General features: G+C 58.8%; 18 protein-coding genes and 1 pseudogene. 9 read left to right on the forward strand and 10 right to left on the reverse strand.

The genetic code is table 11. From position 1 onward, the window contains the following. The first annotated feature begins 108 nt into the window (after nucleotides 1-108). The 4 genes from ACP7B0_RS13970 to ACP7B0_RS13985 all read left to right on the forward strand — a co-directional run bounded on the left by ACP7B0_RS13970 (nucleotide 109) and on the right by ACP7B0_RS13985 (nucleotide 2,497). Nucleotides 109-429 carry a hypothetical protein gene (locus ACP7B0_RS13970; protein WP_426141995.1) on the forward strand — a complete coding sequence of 107 codons (321 nt, stop codon included), beginning with the start codon at nucleotides 109-111 and terminating at the stop codon, nucleotides 427-429. Nucleotides 430-501: 72 nt separating this feature from the next. After that, complete coding sequence (locus ACP7B0_RS13975) at nucleotides 502-1,059, forward strand: Smr/MutS family protein (protein ID WP_426141996.1); 558 nt, start codon at nucleotides 502-504, stop codon at nucleotides 1,057-1,059. A 444-nt stretch (nucleotides 1,060-1,503) separates the two neighbouring features. Then, nucleotides 1,504-2,049, forward strand: coding sequence for a GTP cyclohydrolase I FolE (folE, locus tag ACP7B0_RS13980; protein ID WP_426141997.1), 546 nt, complete (start codon nucleotides 1,504-1,506; stop codon nucleotides 2,047-2,049). A 76-nt stretch (nucleotides 2,050-2,125) separates the two neighbouring features. Then, entirely contained in the window at nucleotides 2,126-2,497 is a 372-nt protein-coding gene (locus ACP7B0_RS13985; protein ID WP_426141998.1) for a glutaredoxin family protein, read from the forward strand. Between the two features lie 46 nt (nucleotides 2,498-2,543). On the opposite strand, the gene ACP7B0_RS13990 is transcribed toward ACP7B0_RS13985, so the two are convergent. Genes ACP7B0_RS13990 through ACP7B0_RS14000 form a run of 3 tightly spaced genes read right to left on the reverse strand, consistent with a single transcriptional unit; the run spans nucleotide 2,544 to nucleotide 4,786 of the window. Further along, nucleotides 2,544-2,936, reverse strand: a complete 393-nt coding sequence (locus ACP7B0_RS13990) for a lysozyme inhibitor LprI family protein (RefSeq protein ID WP_426141999.1) — start codon at nucleotides 2,934-2,936, stop codon at nucleotides 2,544-2,546. A gap of 45 nt (nucleotides 2,937-2,981) precedes the next feature. Next, nucleotides 2,982-3,584, reverse strand: coding sequence for a glutathione S-transferase family protein (locus ACP7B0_RS13995; RefSeq protein WP_426142000.1), 603 nt, complete (start codon nucleotides 3,582-3,584; stop codon nucleotides 2,982-2,984). A gap of 35 nt (nucleotides 3,585-3,619) precedes the next feature. Beyond that, a complete protein-coding gene (locus ACP7B0_RS14000) occupies nucleotides 3,620-4,786 on the reverse strand; it encodes a PLP-dependent aminotransferase family protein (protein ID WP_426142001.1) in 1,167 nt (388 codons plus the stop codon). A gap of 82 nt (nucleotides 4,787-4,868) precedes the next feature. Between ACP7B0_RS14000 and ACP7B0_RS14005 the strand changes: the two genes are divergently transcribed. Both ACP7B0_RS14005 and ACP7B0_RS14010 read left to right on the forward strand, forming a co-directional pair. Further along, a complete protein-coding gene (locus ACP7B0_RS14005) occupies nucleotides 4,869-5,348 on the forward strand; it encodes a MarR family winged helix-turn-helix transcriptional regulator (protein WP_426142002.1) in 480 nt (159 codons plus the stop codon). Nucleotides 5,349-5,502: 154 nt separating this feature from the next. Continuing rightward, a complete protein-coding gene (locus tag ACP7B0_RS14010; protein WP_426142003.1) occupies nucleotides 5,503-6,693 on the forward strand; it encodes a benzoate/H(+) symporter BenE family transporter in 1,191 nt (396 codons plus the stop codon). Nucleotides 6,694-6,770: 77 nt separating this feature from the next. Here ACP7B0_RS14010 and ACP7B0_RS14015 read toward each other — a convergent pair whose 3' ends face one another. The 4 genes and pseudogenes from ACP7B0_RS14015 to ACP7B0_RS14030 all read right to left on the reverse strand — a co-directional run bounded on the left by ACP7B0_RS14015 (nucleotide 6,771) and on the right by ACP7B0_RS14030 (nucleotide 10,914). Next, nucleotides 6,771-7,652 (reverse strand): methyl-accepting chemotaxis protein, encoded by an 882-nt coding sequence (locus ACP7B0_RS14015; RefSeq protein ID WP_426142177.1) that lies wholly within the window; start codon nucleotides 7,650-7,652, stop codon nucleotides 6,771-6,773. Then, nucleotides 7,632-8,741 (reverse strand): annotated as a pseudogene (locus tag ACP7B0_RS14020) (HAMP domain-containing protein); the annotation flags it as partial. The pseudogene ACP7B0_RS14020 and the gene ACP7B0_RS14015, both read right to left, overlap by 21 nt. Nucleotides 8,742-9,044: 303 nt before the next feature. After that, nucleotides 9,045-9,977 (reverse strand): S66 peptidase family protein, encoded by a 933-nt coding sequence (locus tag ACP7B0_RS14025; RefSeq protein ID WP_426142004.1) that lies wholly within the window; start codon nucleotides 9,975-9,977, stop codon nucleotides 9,045-9,047. A gap of 175 nt (nucleotides 9,978-10,152) precedes the next feature. Beyond that, a complete protein-coding gene (locus ACP7B0_RS14030) occupies nucleotides 10,153-10,914 on the reverse strand; it encodes an SDR family oxidoreductase (protein WP_426142005.1) in 762 nt (253 codons plus the stop codon). A 228-nt stretch (nucleotides 10,915-11,142) separates the two neighbouring features. Here ACP7B0_RS14030 and ACP7B0_RS14035 point away from each other — a divergent pair, with 228 nt between their 5' ends. Further along, a complete protein-coding gene (locus ACP7B0_RS14035) occupies nucleotides 11,143-12,147 on the forward strand; it encodes an NADP-dependent oxidoreductase (RefSeq protein WP_426142006.1) in 1,005 nt (334 codons plus the stop codon). Between the two features lie 128 nt (nucleotides 12,148-12,275). Here the strand turns inward: ACP7B0_RS14035 and pyrF are convergent, their stop codons facing one another. Beyond that, a complete protein-coding gene (gene pyrF, locus ACP7B0_RS14040; protein ID WP_426142178.1) occupies nucleotides 12,276-12,983 on the reverse strand; it encodes an orotidine-5'-phosphate decarboxylase in 708 nt (235 codons plus the stop codon). A gap of 282 nt (nucleotides 12,984-13,265) precedes the next feature. Between pyrF and eat the strand changes: the two genes are divergently transcribed. Together eat and ACP7B0_RS14050 are read left to right on the forward strand one after the other, a co-directional pair. Continuing rightward, nucleotides 13,266-14,633 (forward strand): ethanolamine permease, encoded by a 1,368-nt coding sequence (gene eat / locus ACP7B0_RS14045; protein ID WP_426142007.1) that lies wholly within the window; start codon nucleotides 13,266-13,268, stop codon nucleotides 14,631-14,633. A gap of 87 nt (nucleotides 14,634-14,720) precedes the next feature. Continuing rightward, entirely contained in the window at nucleotides 14,721-14,888 is a 168-nt protein-coding gene (locus ACP7B0_RS14050; RefSeq protein ID WP_426142008.1) for a DUF2897 family protein, read from the forward strand. Nucleotides 14,889-14,940: 52 nt separating this feature from the next. On the opposite strand, the gene ACP7B0_RS14055 is transcribed toward ACP7B0_RS14050, so the two are convergent. Both ACP7B0_RS14055 and ACP7B0_RS14060 read right to left on the reverse strand, forming a co-directional pair. Beyond that, nucleotides 14,941-15,738 (reverse strand): substrate-binding periplasmic protein, encoded by a 798-nt coding sequence (locus tag ACP7B0_RS14055; protein ID WP_426142009.1) that lies wholly within the window; start codon nucleotides 15,736-15,738, stop codon nucleotides 14,941-14,943. A 134-nt stretch (nucleotides 15,739-15,872) separates the two neighbouring features. Then, complete coding sequence (locus ACP7B0_RS14060) at nucleotides 15,873-16,502, reverse strand: TetR/AcrR family transcriptional regulator (RefSeq protein WP_426142010.1); 630 nt, start codon at nucleotides 16,500-16,502, stop codon at nucleotides 15,873-15,875. Between the last annotated feature and the right edge of the window lie 261 nt (nucleotides 16,503-16,763).

Consider the following 16,763-nt stretch of genomic DNA (forward strand, 5'->3'; position numbering starts at 1 on the left):
CACTAACCGCCTATCCATTAACCACTCGCATTTGCCTTTGAACCCGCCTTTACTGGAACAACCGGTTCATATCCGGGTCAGAGCGCCGATACTCCTGGAGGAATCGGAATGAAAATATCCGATGGTTTCGATGCCCGTCGTCTGCGCCCCAAAGGGCAAGGCAATTGGCCTGTACGCATTGGCTGCGCCCTTGCCGCCTTGCTCGCTACATTGGGCGTGCTGCTGAGCATGGCAGGGGTGTCCAGCTTCGTGGGTCATCCCGAGACGCTGGGCGAGCTCAATGCCAGCCCCGTGGGCGCTGCGCTCATCATCGCCGCCGGCCTGCTGGTGCTTTATCTGGGTATCTGGTTGTGGCGCCGCTGCCGACTGAGCCTGCGCCGGGCCAGGGGCTTGAATATGTCACCTCACCTGATGAAAAAACACGACTGATTGATACCGCGATTTTTAGTCAACCCGAGCACCCCGCGACTTGGTTAAACTAGGCCGATTCGCGGAGGCACCATGCAAGACGACGATTTTTCCCTGTTCCGAAACGAGACGCGCGGCGTCAAGCCCATCAAGCATGAGCAGGCGGATGTGGGCAAACCCAAAGCCGACCGCAAACTTCTGGCCAGGCTTCGCCAATCGGCAACCGTGCGCACCGACTCGGTGACTGTTGACGGTCTTTCCGATCAATTCGTGATTGATGTAGGGCCTGAAGACGTACTGAGCTGGTCAAGGGATGGCGTTCAGGAAGGCCAGATGCGCAAACTGAAACTGGGGCAGATCAGCTTCGAGGGCAGCCTGGATTTGCACGGTATGAGTGTCGAAGTGGCCAGAGAAACGTTGTGGGCATTTCTGGCTGAAGCAACCCAGTTGGAGGTTCGCTGCGTGCGCGTCACTCACGGCAAGGCTGTACGCCTGGACGGCAAGCGGCCGATGATCAAAAGCCACGTCAATACCTGGCTGCGGCAACATTCACAGGTTCTGGGTTTTTGCTCATGCCTGGCCAAACACGGTGGGGCGGGGGCGGTGTATGTGATGCTCAAGCGCACCATGATGGAAGGCCGCGACGAGTAATCGTCACGGCCTGATTCAAGCCTTGCAGCCTGAAGCGACGCAGAGGTTACGGACGGCCGCCTGGGCCACCTGGACCGCCTGGGCCACCACCGCCTTGACTATGACCGCCACCACCGCCGCCACCGCCATGACCACCTGGGCCCCAGAATGGGAAGCACCCGGAAACAGTAGACAGCACAGCTACAACCATTGCGACTTTAACTATTCGAGCAAACATCTAATGCACTCTCTATGGGACAGGTATTTGTTACCTGTAGCCTCAGACAGCGCAAGGCCCGATATGTACGTAGCAGCTTGGTACGGTCTACGTAACGATGTTGATACACACCCCCAGGTACGCCGCCAGCGCCCTGACCGCGACTTGTCAGCCACAGGTAAGTTACTATGTGCGCCTTGGCGGGAAGCAAACCCGCGTTCATTGAATCCACACGGAAAAACAGCCCTGTGACACTGGAACAGAATTACACCGCGATCCTTGGCCAGCTGGGCGAAGACGTTTCCCGCGAAGGCCTGCTCGACACCCCCAAGCGCGCGGCCAAGGCGATGCAGTATCTGTGTCGCGGCTACGAGCAAACCCTTGAAGAAGTCACCAATGGCGCACTCTTCAGCTCCGATGCGAGCGAAATGGTAATGGTCAAGGACATCGAGCTGTATTCGTTGTGCGAGCACCATTTGTTGCCGTTCATTGGCAAGGCCCACGTCGCCTATATCCCTAACGGGAAAGTGCTGGGGCTTTCCAAGGTCGCACGCATCGTCGACATGTACGCCCGCCGCCTGCAGATCCAGGAAAACCTGAGCCGCCAGATCGCCGAAGCCGTCCAGAAGGTCACCGGTGCCCTGGGCGTGGCAGTGGTCATCGAAGCCAAGCACATGTGCATGATGATGCGCGGCGTCGAAAAGCAGAATTCCGCGATGATCACGTCGGTGATGCTGGGCGAGTTCCGCGAAAACGCCGCTACCCGCAGCGAGTTTCTCAGCCTGATCAAGTGATCACCGCCCTGCCCGATTGCTGACGATCGGGCCTCGGGCAATCTTCCCGCCTCGGTTTCCCACACAGGATTTCATCATGTTTATCAAGGCATTACGGGTTGGCCTGGGTCAATTGGTCATCTTCATCGATTTCCTGACCCGCCCAGGCAAGAAGCAACGCACGCCACACGCCCAGGCGTCAGTCGACGCGTCGGCACAAGGATTGACGCTGTATCAATTTCACGCGTGTCCATTCTGCGTCAAGACCCGCCGCACCCTGCGCCGCTTGAACGTGCCCGTGGCGCTGCGCGATGCCAAAAACAACGAGCAGGATCGCCAGACACTGCTGACAGAAGGCGGCAAGATCAAAGTGCCTTGCCTGCGCATCGAGGAAGGCGACAAGACCGTCTGGATGTATGAATCCAAGGTCATCATCGACTATCTGAACCAGCGCTTCGCCACGGTCTGAAATGTGCCGCAACTGGCGGATTTGCCGGGCCGGCAAATCCGCTGGATCAGTTGGGGCAACCGTCCTGACGACACGCAACGTATGCTTTCAATTGCTTGACCCGCAACTCGGTATGCCCGGCCAGGCATTGGGATTGCAGCAACGGCCAGATTGATCCTGAGTCCTCGGGTTTGCCCACTTGATACAAACAGTCTGCGTCGCGAAAAGCGATCCATTTGATCTGTGCATTCTTGAGCGCCTGCTGTTGGGCAGGGTCTTTCAAATAGCTCATTTGGGCCTTGTACTGTTTGTTCAGGTCGGCATCCAGCGCCGTCGACTGCTTGCCAGCGCATGCATTCATCTCGCTCTGGGTGCCATCGCAATCCTTAACCTGCGCCTGAGCCGAACAACCGATGCCCAGGGCCATAAAAGCCAGCACCGCCATCATTGAAAACCGCATCGTGAAACTCCTTATTACCCAGTGACTGAATAGGGCCTTGCAGGCTCAATCCAGCATTCCTACATACCCCGGTTGATCCTTCACGCGCGCCAACCACTGCACGATCCCCGGATATGCCGAGAGGTCGAAGCCGCCTTGGTGGGCCACATGAGTGTAAGCATAGAGGGCAATATCCGCGATGGAGAACCTGTCGCCCACCAGATACGGCGTGCGCTTGAGTTGTTGCTCCATCACCGCCAGCGCACGATAACCGGCTTTTTGAAGCGAGCGATATTCGGCAAGGCGCTCTTGAGGCAGACCCAGATAAAACTGGATAAAGCGCGCAACGGCGATGCAAGGCTCATGGCTGTATTGCTCAAAAAACTGCCACTGCAGCACCTGAGTACGCAAGCGCGGCTCGGCGGGCAGGAAATGGCTGCCGTCGGCCAGAAAATTGAGAATCGCATTGGACTCCCACAGGCAGGTGCCGTCCTCAAGCTCGAGGACCGGGATCTTGCCGTTGGGGTTCTTTTCCAGAAAGGCGGGCGTCTGGGTTTCGCCGTTGAGAATGTCGACGGCAATCCATTGATAGCTAATACCCAGCAGGCTGAGCATCAGCTTGATTTTGTAGCAGTTGCCCGAGTTGTAGTCGCCATAAACCTTATACATTGCTGTTCCCCTTTAGCTGCTAACGCTGAATACCCTTAAGCCACCTGTTGCATCTGCGCCTGTCGCACGACCGCCGCCAATCGTTTCAACCCTTCGCCCAGACGATCCGGGTCAATGTGGCTGAAGTTCAAACGCAGATACCCGTGATTGGCATCCGGGTCAGCAAAGAAGGGTTCGCCGGGCATGAACGCAACGTTCTGTTCCAATGCGGCGCTGAGCAGAGTGCGAGTATCCAACGGTTGCCTCAAGGTCAGCCAGAAGAACAATCCGCCTTGCGGACTGTTCCAGTCCGCCAGATCCCCGAAGTGTTCCTGCAAGGCCGCCTCGAATGCATCGCGACGCCCCCGATAAAAGTCCTGCAGTTGCAGCAGATGCTTGCGGTAGTGCGCGGTGCCGATCCATTGCAGCGCCTGCCATTGGCCCAGGCGATTGGTGTGCAGGTCGGCCGACTGTTTCAAACGCAGCAAATGAGGAAACAGATCCGGGCTGGCAATCAGGTAGCCGACGCGCAAGCCGGGCAGCAGGGTTTTCGATACGGTGCCGGTGTAGATCCAGCTGGCCTTTTTCAGGCGACTGGCGATAGGCCGCGCGCTGCCGCCATCGAAGGTCAGGTCACGATAGGGCTCGTCTTCGATCAGGGTCACGTCGAACTCGTCGAGCAATGCCGCCACCGCTTCACGGCTTGCCTCGCTGTAGCGCACTGCCGACGGGTTCTGAAAGGTCGGAATCAGATAAGCAAACGCTGGCGTGTGTTGCTCCAGTCGCTGACGCATGGCCACCAGATCCGGGCCGTCAGCGTGCAGCGGCACGGTCAGGCAATCAGCGCCGAACAGCTGAAATATTTGCAATGCAGCCAGATACGTCGGCGCTTCCAGAACAATTTTCGTGCCTTTGTCGATGTACAGCTTGGCGGCCAGATCCAGGGTTTGTTGCGAACCGCTGACGATCAACACCTGACTGGCCTCGCAAGGCAGGCCGATCGCTCGGGCTTCATCAGCCAGCGCTTCACGCAGCTCCGGCTCACCTTCACTCATCCCGTATTGACCCAGCGCCACCGGCATGTCCGCCCACTCCACCCTCGGCAGCATCGCTTCAGCGGGCAGCCCCCCCGCAAACGACATCACTTCCGGGCGCTGCGCTGCCGCGAGAATTTCACGGATCAAAGAGCTTTTCAGGCGGGAGACGCGTTCGGAGAATGCCATGGAGATCACCGGTAGCCGAAAGAAATGGAAATAAGTCAAACTGGTTGACTGAAACTACGATATCTCAACCGGATACGTCAACATGATTGACCTTAAAAACCCAGCCACTCAACAAGCCGCCATGGAAGCGTTTTTCTTCGGCTATCAGGCGTTCACTGCCAAGGCAGACGAAATGCTGGAGCGGCGCGGTTGTAGCCGTGTGCATCAACGCATCGTTTTTTTCATCGCGCGTTATCCCGGCTTGAGCGTGACCGAGTTGCTCGGTGTGCTGGGGGTCAGCAAGCAGGCGCTGAACGCCCCGTTGCGCCAGTTGGTCGCAATGGATCTCGTGCACAGTGCAGCGCCGGACAGCGACAAGCGCAAGCGGTTGCTGGCATTGACCGCCGAAGGCATGAAGTTTGAACAGGCTCTGCGGCGCGAACAGGTGAAGCTCCTGCAAAGGGTTTTTGCCGAAGCGGGCCGAGAGGCGGTGGACGGTTGGCTGGCGGTGAATCAGGCGCTGGGGCACACGTTGCCAAAGTCGGGAAAGGCGGCGCCAGCCACTGACGGCCCTCTTGAATGACCTCTGCATGAGCCGTTTTCAGCACGCCGGTACAACGCTTCATCTTAAGCAGGTTTTAACCAACTGTACTTGCATCTACGTGGCTGGCTGTATCGCAATGCCCTGTAACGTCTACGTTTAGGCTTGACGCCTGAATTCGTACAAGGAATGTCTGATGCCTCACACCACACACGCCCCGTTACGGCCGCTTGCGGACTCCTCAGCGTCAGCCATCGTGGCCGGTTTCATCGCCATGATGACGGGCTGCACCAGCTCGCTGGTCTTGATGTTCCAGGCCGGTCAGGCGGCGGGCCTGACCACGCCCCAGATTTCTTCCTGGATCTGGGCGCTGTTCATGGGCATGGCGGTGTGCAGCATTGGACTGTCGCTGCGATACCGCACGCCTATTACGGTCGCCTGGTCAACGCCCGGCGCGGCGTTGCTCGTCACCAGCCTGGGCGGTGTCGCGTACCCTGAAGCGATCGGTGCCTTTATCACCTGCGCCGTGCTGGTCATGATCTGCGGTTTGACGGGCAGCTTCGAACGGCTGGTCAGACGCTTGCCGGCCTCTCTGGCAGCCGCGTTGCTGGCAGGCATTCTGTTCAAGATCGGCAGTGAGATTTTCCTCGCCGCTCAGCACCGCACCGCCCTGGTGTTGGGCATGTTCTTCACCTATCTGATCGTCAAACGTCTTTCGCCGCGCTTTGCCGTACTGGGTGCGTTGCTGGTGGGCGTGGCGTTGGCGGGTGTTCTGGGCCTGCTGGATTTCAGCGGATTCGCGCTGGAAGTGGCGGTACCGGTCTGGACAACCCCTGAGTTCTCATTGGCAGCGACCATCAGCATCGGGATTCCACTGTTTGTGGTCGCCATGACTTCGCAGAACATGCCCGGCATTGCAGTGCTCCGGGCCGACGGCTATCAGGTACCCGCTTCGCCACTGATTTCCACCACGGGCATCGCCTCACTGCTCCTGGCGCCATTCGGCTCCCATGGAATCAACCTTGCGGCAATCAGTGCGGCGATCTGCACCGGTCCACATGCCCATGAAGACAAGGACAAACGCTATACAGCGGCACTCTGGTGCGGCATTTTTTACGGCATCGCCGGTATTTATGGCGCGACCCTGGCCGCCCTGTTCGCTGCATTTCCCAAGGAACTGGTGCTGTCCATCGCGGCACTGGCATTGTTTGGCTCGATCATCAACGGTTTGACCGTCGCCATGAACGAACCCAAGGAACGGGAAGCGGCGCTCATCACGTTCATGGTCACAGCATCAGGGCTGACGCTGTTTTCCATCGGTTCGGCATTCTGGGGAATTGTGGCGGGCGTGTTGACGCTGTTGATTCTGAATGGACGACGGGGCTGATGCTGTGACGGGCAAGCTCGCTGCGCAGCTAATCGTACTGCGCAGCGGGTACGGCAAGATGCGATTCACCTCGCTGACTACAGCTTGAAATGCCCCACCATTCCTTTCAATTCCGTACCCAACGATGCCAGTTCGATGCTTGAAGCAGCGTTGCCGCGCATCGCCAACGCCGATTGATCCGCGCTCGCACGGATGCTGGTCACGCTGCGGTTGATTTCTTCGGCTACGGACGTCTGCTCTTCGGCTGCAGCGGCGATTTGCTGATTCATCTGCTGGATCATCGACACCGCCGAGGCGATGCTGCCGAGAGCGCTTTCGGTTTGCAGCACATCGCTGACGGCCAGCTTGACCAACTCTCCACTGCTGCGGATCTGCGTCACCGATGCCTGCGCACCGCTTTGCAGGCTGCCCACCAGACGTTCGATTTCCTCTGTCGATTGCTGGGTACGCTTGGCCAGCGCCCTGACTTCGTCGGCCACCACCGCAAACCCTCGCCCTTGCTCACCCGCCCGTGCGGCTTCAATGGCCGCGTTCAAGGCCAGCAGGTTGGTTTGCTCGGCAACACTTTTGATCACGCCCAGCACCGTGCCGATGTTATGGATTTCCGCGCTCAGGCTTTCGATGCTGTTGCTGGCTGATTCCGAGGACGTGGCCAGTTGCTCAATGCGCTGCAAACTCTGGCGCACGACCAACTGACCGCTGTCGACCTTGTCGTCGGCTGTCTGGGCTGCCACCGCAGCCTCTTCAGCATTGCGCGCCACATCGTGAACCGTGGCGGTCATCTGATTCATCGCCGTTGCCACTTGCTCGGTTTCCTGCTGCTGGCTGCTGACTTCCCGATTGGTCTGTTCGGTCACGGCCGACAGGGAATGAGCAGAACTCGCCAACTGCTCGATGCCCGCTTGCAGGCCGCTGACGATGCTGCTCAGGCCCGCACCCATCTGCTGCATGGCAAGCATCAACTGGCCGATCTCATCGCGACGCTTGACCGTGACGCTGGCGGTCAGATCCCCCGCCGCGATGCGCTGTGCGAAAGCGATGACACTGCGCAGTGGCCCGACAATAAGCCGGGTGATAAGCCAGGATGCAAACAACCCCACCAGCAACGCGATGACGGATGAGCCGATGATCTGCATGGAGTTGGTCTTGAGTTGCGCCTGCATGGACTGGTCTTCAGCGGCGTAGGCCTGATTGACCTGATTCACGACTTGCCGGGCGTCGGCCGCCAGTTGCCTGGAAACCTGCGCTTCCCTGGCCAACAGTTCAGTGTATTCGTTGAGCTTGTCGGTGAAATTGACGATGTGAGTGCTGACTTCTCCCAGGACGGTGAGGTAACCGTCGTCCTTGATGACGCCCTTGAGTTCTTCGGCCAACGCCTGCGCCTGATCGGCCTGTTCAATCCTGCCGGTCTTCGCCTCCTCGCCCGAGCCGGTCTTGCGGCTTTTGTCCAGGCGCACCCGTGCTTCGTCCATGGCCTGCATCATCAGTTTGGACACCTGACTGACCTTATTGGCCTGCTCGATGAACTCGCCGCCCTGTTGGCCCTGGGAATCCTTCAGACCGTAAACGCCATCATCGGCAAGCCCGGCCTGCAGTACGTCAAGGTTGTTGGCAACGCTGGAGACTGACCAACTGGCCATTTCCAGCGCCAGATCCTTGCTTTGGCTGAGGTCGACGAACTGATCGAAGGTTTTCCGGTAGGTGGCCAGCCCTTGCTGGACCTGATTCATCATGACCTGGTTGGCAGGGGACTGGGTTTTGAGGTCTTCGGCCAGCAGGTTGAGGCGTTCAACCCCGGCATGCAACTCCTTGACGGTGTTCGCATCGCTGTGCAGCGCATAATCCTGTTCCAGCAGCCTGACGTTCAGCACGCCACTGTTCAACGCGGACATCTGCTTCAAGCCATCGAAATGCACGCTGATGCTCTTTAGCGACCAGACGCCGATGGCGGCAACCAGGACGGTCAATAGCAGGACCAGCGCGAAACCCACGCCCAGTTTGATCGCCATCCCAAGATTAGCGAAGCGTGCTTGCAAGGCCGAAATCATAGCGTTCTATCCCCTTTGAATAGCCTGGGCACTCTGGCCTTTGAATCAGGCCATTCAATAATCGTGCAGATTCGCAATGGATTACGACAGTTACAAGCGTTTGACGTCGTAATAATGGCAAATAGCTATGCCGACGTCGCTTTCAGAACGTTACAGATTCGCGCAAAAAAAACCGGCGCATCCCGATAGCTGACAAGGTGGAAAAACTGCCCCGATTCGAGCGCGAATTCAGGGATGCGAACTGATCGGGTGCGCGTCCCTGAAACCGAGGGTGGGATGTTCACTCTTTTGGTCAAATATCCCTCAACAAGCCGCTGCGTTGACCCACAACGTGCCCGCATCGGCATCCAGGCAGGCCTCGGTTCCCAACGGTACCGCAATATTCACGTTGCCGTGCCCGATAGGCAGCCCACCCAACAGGGGAATGCCCAATTTGCCCAGACGCTCAGTCAATACCTCAGACGGCGATACCGCGCTCAGCCCGTTGCCCGGAAGACTGAATTGCCCCACCGCGATGCCAGCCAGACGTTGCAGGATTCCACAGTTGAGCAAATAGGTCAGCATGCGATCAACCCGGTAGCTCGCCTCCCCCACGTCTTCAAGCAAAAGAATGGCACCGGTCAGATCAGGCATGAACGGGGTGCCGATAGACGTACTCAGCATGCTCAGATTGCCGCCCAGCAGTAAACCAGAGGCCCGCCCGTGGGTCCGGACACTGAATGTGGGTTCATCGGCAACGGCCTCGACCAGTACCGGCTCGGTGCTCATCAGCGTGTGCTTCATGCCGCTGGCAAAGGTACCGCCACGCTCAAGCTGCGTCGCCACAGGCCCATGCACCGTCGCTAACCGGGCCCCGGCCCACAGGGCAGCGTGCAAGGCCGTGATGTCCGAAAAGCCCACGACCAGCTTCGGATCGCGGCGCACGGCCTCCAGGTCCAGGTGGTTAATGATCCGCTGCACACCATAGCCACCGCGATTGCAGATGATCCCGCGGATTTCCGGGTCGGCAAACGCGTCGTTGAGATCACCCGCACGGTCTTCATCCCGGCCGGCGTAGAACGAGTATTGATCCAGCGCGTGGGGATAGACGCGGGGTCGCAATCCCCAGCCTTGCAATACCTTCACGGCTGATTCGATTTTTTCAGCGACCACGGGGCCGGCTGGCGAGACCAGGGCCACTGCGTCACCTGGGCGCAGCGCCCTGGGATGGCGCGTCTGAAGGGATAAGGAGGACATTCAACTGACTCAGGCTTGAAGTGAGAGCGCCAATGTAGAGCACTCTTCGCTGGCGATCTACATAACTATTTACCCGCACTTTTGCCAAATCTGTCCGGTTGCGCCGCTCTCGCGGGACCTGCAACCCCCGTGACGTCCCGGCCGTCCCTGGCGAGGACAGCCGATGTGCCTTGGGTCACATCGCCGTCACGCCGCCATCCACCGCCAGCGCCTGGCCGGTGGTGAAGGCAGCGCCGTCGCAGCACAGATAGAGCACTGCGGTGGCGATCTCTTCGACCTTGCCGATCCGACCGACTGGATGCATGGTGGCGGCGAATTCGCCTTTTTTGGGATCGGCTTCGTAAGCGCGACGGAACATGTCGGTGTCGATGACGGCCGGGCAAACGGCGTTGACGCGAATTTTCTTCTTCGCGTATTCGATGGCCGCGGACTTGGTCAGGCCGATCACCGCGTGCTTGGACGCGCTGTAAATGCTCATCTTCGGCGCGGCACCCAGCCCAGCGACCGAAGCCGCATTGACGATGGCGCCCCCGCCTTGGGCGAGCATCAGGGGCAGTTGATATTTCATGCACAACCAGACGCCTTTGACGTTGACCCCCATGATGGCGTCGAACTCGGCCTCGCTGCCCTCGGACAACCGTCCCTTCTCGATTTCGATCCCTGCGTTATTGAAGGCATAGTCGACTCGACCGTAGACCTCCACAGCACGTTCCATCAGCTGTCTGACTTCGCTTTCCTGAGTGACGTTACAGCGCACGAACAGCGCTTGCCCCCCAGCTTCCAGAATCAGGCGCACAGTACCCTCCCCGCCTTCGCTGTCCAGATCCGCCACCACCACTTTCAACCCTTGGGCGGCGAACGCCAGCGCAGTGGCGCGGCCAATGCCTGCGGCGGCGCCTGTCACCAGTGCCACTTGACCGGAAAACATCATGCTCATGGGAGTGTCCTATTATTGCGGATCGATACGGACACTGAGTCTAGCCACTGAACAACCCGCTCCGTCAGCATCATCAGGGGCTCGGTTGAGGCGTTATGAGTTACGGTGATACAAAGCAATTGCCCTCATCATCCTGATGGATCGGTTCGTATTCGCTGAAAACGCTTTGCTTGCCTCCACGTCCGCCAGCGACTTCACTCCTCTTTTTGCCCATCGCGAGGCCCTGCCATGACAACCCAGATCAATCGCCAGTTCCTGCTTGCCAAACGTCCGGTCGGCCCGGTGACCCGAGAAGACTTCACCTATCAGGAAGTCCCGTTAGGCGATATCGCGGCAGGGCAGATCCTGGTCAAAAACCAATACCTGTCCCTGGACCCGGCCATGCGCGGCTGGATGAACGAGGGCAAGTCGTACATCGCACCGGTCGGTTTGGGCGAGGTCATGCGCGCGCTCGGCGTGGGTGAAGTCATCGCCTCACAGAATGACAAGTTCGCGGTGGGTGATTTCGTACAGGGTGCGCTGGGCGTTCAGGATTATTTCCTCGGCGAGCCCAAGGGTTTCTACAAGGTTGATCCAGCGCTGGCACCGCTGCCCAGGTACCTTTCGGCACTGGGCATGACCGGCATGACGGCTTATTTCGCGCTGCTGGATGTCGGTACACCGCAAAGCGGCGACACCGTGGTGATTTCCGGTGCGGCAGGCGCGGTCGGCAGCGTCGCGGGGCAGATCGCCAAGATAAAAGGCTGCCGCGTGGTCGGCATTGCGGGCGGCAAACAGAAATGCGAGTCGCTGGTGGCAGAGCTGGGGTTCGATGGTGCTATCGACTACAAGAATGAAGACGTGCTGGCCGGGTTGAAACGCGAGTGCCCCAACGGGGTGAACGTGTATTTCGACAACGTCGGCGGCGATATCCTCGACGTCGTCCTTAGCCGCCTGGCACCCAAGGCTCGGGTGGTGATCTGCGGCGCCATCAGCCAGTACAACAACACCTCACCCGTGAAAGGCCCGAGCAATTATCTGTCACTGCTGGTCAATCGGGCGCGCATGGAAGGTTTTGTGGTGATGGACTATGCCGACCGCTTCGCCGCAGCCGGTCAGGAAATGGCCGGCTGGATCGCTCAGGGCAAGCTCAAGAGTCGGGAAGATATTGTCGAAGGTCTGGAAACCTTCCCGGAAACCTTGCTCAAGCTGTTCAAGGGCGAAAACTTCGGGAAGCTGGTGTTGAAAGTCTGAATTCTGACTCCGTTGGAGCGAGGCTTGCCCGCGAAGAGACCGTTACACTCACCCGAGTTTCCGAATCTGAAACACCGCCTTCGCGGGCAAGCCTCGCTCCAACAATACAGTGGCCCGCGAGTGAACAATCAGCCCGGTAGATTCAGCTCTGCCACCACGGCCGCCAGCGCCTTGGCCGGATCGGCGGCCTGGCTGATCGGGCGACCGATAACGAGGTAGTCGGAGCCTGCATCCAGGGCCTGACGCGGGGTCAGGATGCGGCGCTGGTCATCCTGGGCGCTTCCAGCAGGACGAATGCCCGGCGTAACCAGTTGCAGCGACGGGTGCGCCGCTTTCAAGGCATGGGCCTCCAGAGCAGAGCAGACCAGCCCGTCCATCCCGGCCTTTTCGGCCAGCGCCGCCAGGCGCAGCACCTGCACCTGCGGATCGACATCCAGACCGATGCCTGCCAGATCTTCACGCTCCATGCTGGTCAGCACGGTAACGCCGATCAACAGGGGCTGAGGTCCGCTGCGCTTATCCAGCACATCACGGCACGCCGCCATCATGCGCAGGCCGCCCGAGCAATGCACGTTGACCATCCAGACGCCCATTTCAGCGGCAGCCTTGACCGCCATCGCCGTGGTGTTGGGAATGTCATGGAATTTCAGGTCCAGAAACACTTCGAAGCCCTTGTCGCGCAGGGTTTCAACGATGTCCGAAGCACAGCTGGTGAACAGCTCCTTGCCGACCTTGACCCGGCACAGCCTGGGGTCAAGCTGGTCGGCCAGCTTCAAAGCGGCGTCACGGGTCGGGAAATCCAGGGCGACGATGACAGGAGTCTGGCAGGTGGGCATGAGCGGGCTCTCGGGTAGGTCGAAATCGGCGCGCATTGTAGCCGAACCTGTTCCGGGACGGGTAATCGAACCGGCGTGCGGAAACGATTCGGCCCCTTAAACACGCCCCAAAACCTGCCCCAGCCTCGCCCTTGGCGCACCAAACCTGCACCATCGTGCCAGCGTTGAACGTGAAGGGTTCTGCAAACGACGAATTTGGAACCAATGCGACAGCCCCTCCCGCGCTGGCATGGCGGGTGCAACAGGATGTTTCGGTGAATCGATGACCTCAGGGAGACGCAGATGACTACTACACAACTCAAGCCCACGCTAGGAACGCTGCATTTGTGGGGGATCGCCGTCGGTCTGGTGATTTCCGGTGAATATTTCGGTTGGAGTTACGGCTGGGGTGTGGCGGGCACGCTCGGGTTTCTCGTGACCTCATTGTTGGTCGCCGCAATGTACACCTGCTTTATTTTCAGTTTCACCGAACTGACCACCGCCATTCCCCATGCCGGAGGGCCATTTGCCTACAGTCGACGGGCGTTTGGCGAAAAGGGCGGTTTGATTGCCGGCCTGGCCACACTGATCGAGTTTGTCTTTGCCCCACCGGCCATTGCCCTGGCGATCGGCGCGTACCTGAATGTGCAGTTTCCGGCATTGGACCCCAAGCATGCGGCTGTCGGTGCTTACATCGTGTTCATGACCCTGAACATTCTCGGCGTGAAGCTGGCAGCCACCTTCGAGTTGGTCGTCTGCGTGCTGGCGGTCGGCGAATTGCTGGTGTTCATGGGCGTTGTCGCTCCCGCGTTCAGCTTCAGCAACTTCGCGCTCAATGGCTGGGCCGGGTCAGACACCTTCAGCGCCCCGGCGATTGCCGGAATGTTCGCGGCCATCCCTTTTGCAATCTGGTTTTTCCTGGCCATTGAAGGTGCCGCCATGGCCGCCGAAGAAGCCAAGGATCCCAAGCGAACCATCCCCAAAGCTTACATCAGCGGCATCATCACTCTGGTGCTTCTGGCCATGGGTGTGATGTTCTTTGCCGGTGGCGTGGGGGACTGGCGCACCCTGTCGAACATCAACGACCCGTTGCCCCAGGCGATGAAAACCGTGGTTGGCGAAAGCTCCGGCTGGCTGCACATGCTGGTTTGGATTGGTCTGTTCGGTCTGGTCGCCAGCTTCCATGGGATTATCCTGGGCTACTCGCGGCAGTTCTTCGCGTTGGCTCGTGCAGGTTATCTGCCTGCCTCCCTGGCCAAACTGTCACGCTTTCAAACGCCTCATCGGGCCATCATCGCGGGCGGCCTGATCGGTATTGCGGCGATATACAGCGATGGCCTGATCAATCTCGGCGGCATGACCCTGACCGCAGCCATGATCACCATGGCGGTGTTCGGCGCCATCGTCATGTATGTCATGAGCATGCTCAGCCTGTTCAAGCTGCGCAAGACCGAGCCGCTGCTGGAACGGACCTTTCGCGCGCCGGGCTATCCGATCGTACCCGGCATTGCGCTGTTCCTGGCTTTGGTGTGCCTGGTGGCCATGGCCTGGTTCAACGTGTTGATCGGGCTGATCTTCCTGGGCTTCATGGCCGCAGGCTTCATTTATTTCAGCCTGACCGCGCAATCGCGCGCCAACGCGCCGGCGGATGCGATGTTGACCGGCCTGTAAACAGGAGCAACTGACGGGGCATGGGGCTAGACTTGAACCATTGAGCAGCACCGCCGCTCAAACCGGTACCACAACAAGGAGAGCGCTATGCCCTGGTATGCCTGGTTAATTCTGGTCGTTGCAATCGGCTCGATCGTCGGGGGGTTGATGATGCTGCGCGATACGGCAAAAAAACTGCCGCTGACCGATGAACAACTCAAACGTGTCCATGAGCGCAATGCAGAAATGGATGCCAAGGAAGCCAAGGACCGCTAAGGGCTACAGCCTGACAGGGCGCTGCTCACCTGCATCGCCCTGCTGTCTGGCTCTAAGGCGTCTGGACGGGTTGATTCGCCTCCACCGTCTGCTCATCCGCAGGTGGCGCTGCCGTGACGGCAATGCGAAACGGCTGGAAAATCTTCAGCATCTGGCCGTTGTCCCGCAATTGCTGCAGCAACTGCTCAAACTGTCGGGCACTGATGGGCGCATTGGGCCGCAACAGTGCGTAATGCCGATAAATCTGGTCGATACGTTCTGAAACCAGCAGTTGCCGGGCTTCTTGTGGGTTGCGCGCCATAAAGTCACTCAGGTACGAACGGGTGACCAGGGCAATATCGGCGCGACCACGCAACACCATCAACAGGTTGCTGTCGTGGGAGTACGTAAGGGTCACGTCGAAGTTCTGTGCCAGATACCCAGGCGCAGCGTTGAACTGTGCAAATGCGTAGTGATAGCCGCTGAACAGCGCCAGACGCTTGCCGTGCAGATCATTGAAATAAGCCTGATCCCGCCCTTCCAGCTTACGCGCCACGAAAATCTCGGCGTCTTCAAGCTTCATGTCCACGGTCTGGTGAGGAATGTTTTCCCAGCCCCACTCGGGATTCTCAAAGATCGCCATATCAATGCGACCTTGTTCCAGATCCCGAAAACGGCGCGGGATGGAGGTGGGCACAAGAACAAACTCATAGTCGTGTTGCACAGCGTTCAAAGCTGCGGCCAGCTCCGGCAACAGACCCGTGTCAGCGCCCTTTTCCGGCCGAATGGTATACGGCGGAAAATGTGCGGCACCAATCTTCACCACCTCTGCCGCTGCCGCCTCCAACGACAACAATACCGGTGTGGCCATCAACACTGCCCGCGAAATCCATCGCACAGACAAATACATCAAGACTGCGCACCCCAGAGTAATAGACAAAACGAGTTAAATTAGGCGTTTTGACAAGTTTAAACAATTGCCTGAGAGGATGAATTTTCGTCACGCTATCGGGCGTTGTCTTTGAAAATCAGTGTCAGTGCCTCATCCGCCAACTGATTGAGGGTCATGCTGCCCTGAGGACGAAACCAGCTTGTCGTCCAGGACAACGCACCGGTAAGGAACCTGCGCGTGATGAACACGTCACCTTTTATGTGGCCCGCTTCCTTCGCCTCGCCCAACACCTGTAACCACAAGTCTTCATAAGTATTGCGCAGCGCCTTCACTTGCGCTTGCCCTTGCTGCGACAACGAACGCCATTCATACACCAGAACCGCCATGGCCTCACCGCCATCGCCCATGATCGACTGCAACTCACATCGAATTAACGCCCGAACACGTTCATGCACACTGCCCGCTTCAGCCAGGGCCGCGCGCATCAATGCGGTGTTGTAGACAATGGCCTGCTCCATCACCGAGCGCAGGATTTCGTCCTTGCTCTTGAAGTGATGAAAAATGCTCCCGGATTGAATCCCCACGGCGCTGGCCAGGTCGCGCACCGTGGTGCGCTCGTAACCTTTGTTGCGGAACAGATGCGCCGAAACCTGCAGCAGCCGGCCCCGCGCACTGTCGGGGTCGGTCATTTGACCGGTACTCACCAGGTCACGCATCACCCGCAGGGCATTTTGCTCATCCACCAAGGGTTCTCCAGAAAGATACGCGGCAGCGCAGGCAATTTATGCCTCCCGCCGCCACCAAGCAAGCGCTAGGCCGACAAGCCCACAGTAAATGTGTCGGGAGGATGGCCGCGCATTGACGCCGATTCGCCGGGCCAACTGCCCCCCATTCGATCAGGTCCGGGAACCACGGAAGTGACTGAAAATTGCACAATTGGACGTATCGTATTGAATATGACTACCCTCCAATGCATACACGTCGTATTCGATGGAAAGGAGCTC

Source organism: Pseudomonas sp. DWP3-1-2 (assembly GCF_049896285.1).
Lineage (GTDB): Bacteria > Pseudomonadota > Gammaproteobacteria > Pseudomonadales > Pseudomonadaceae > Aquipseudomonas.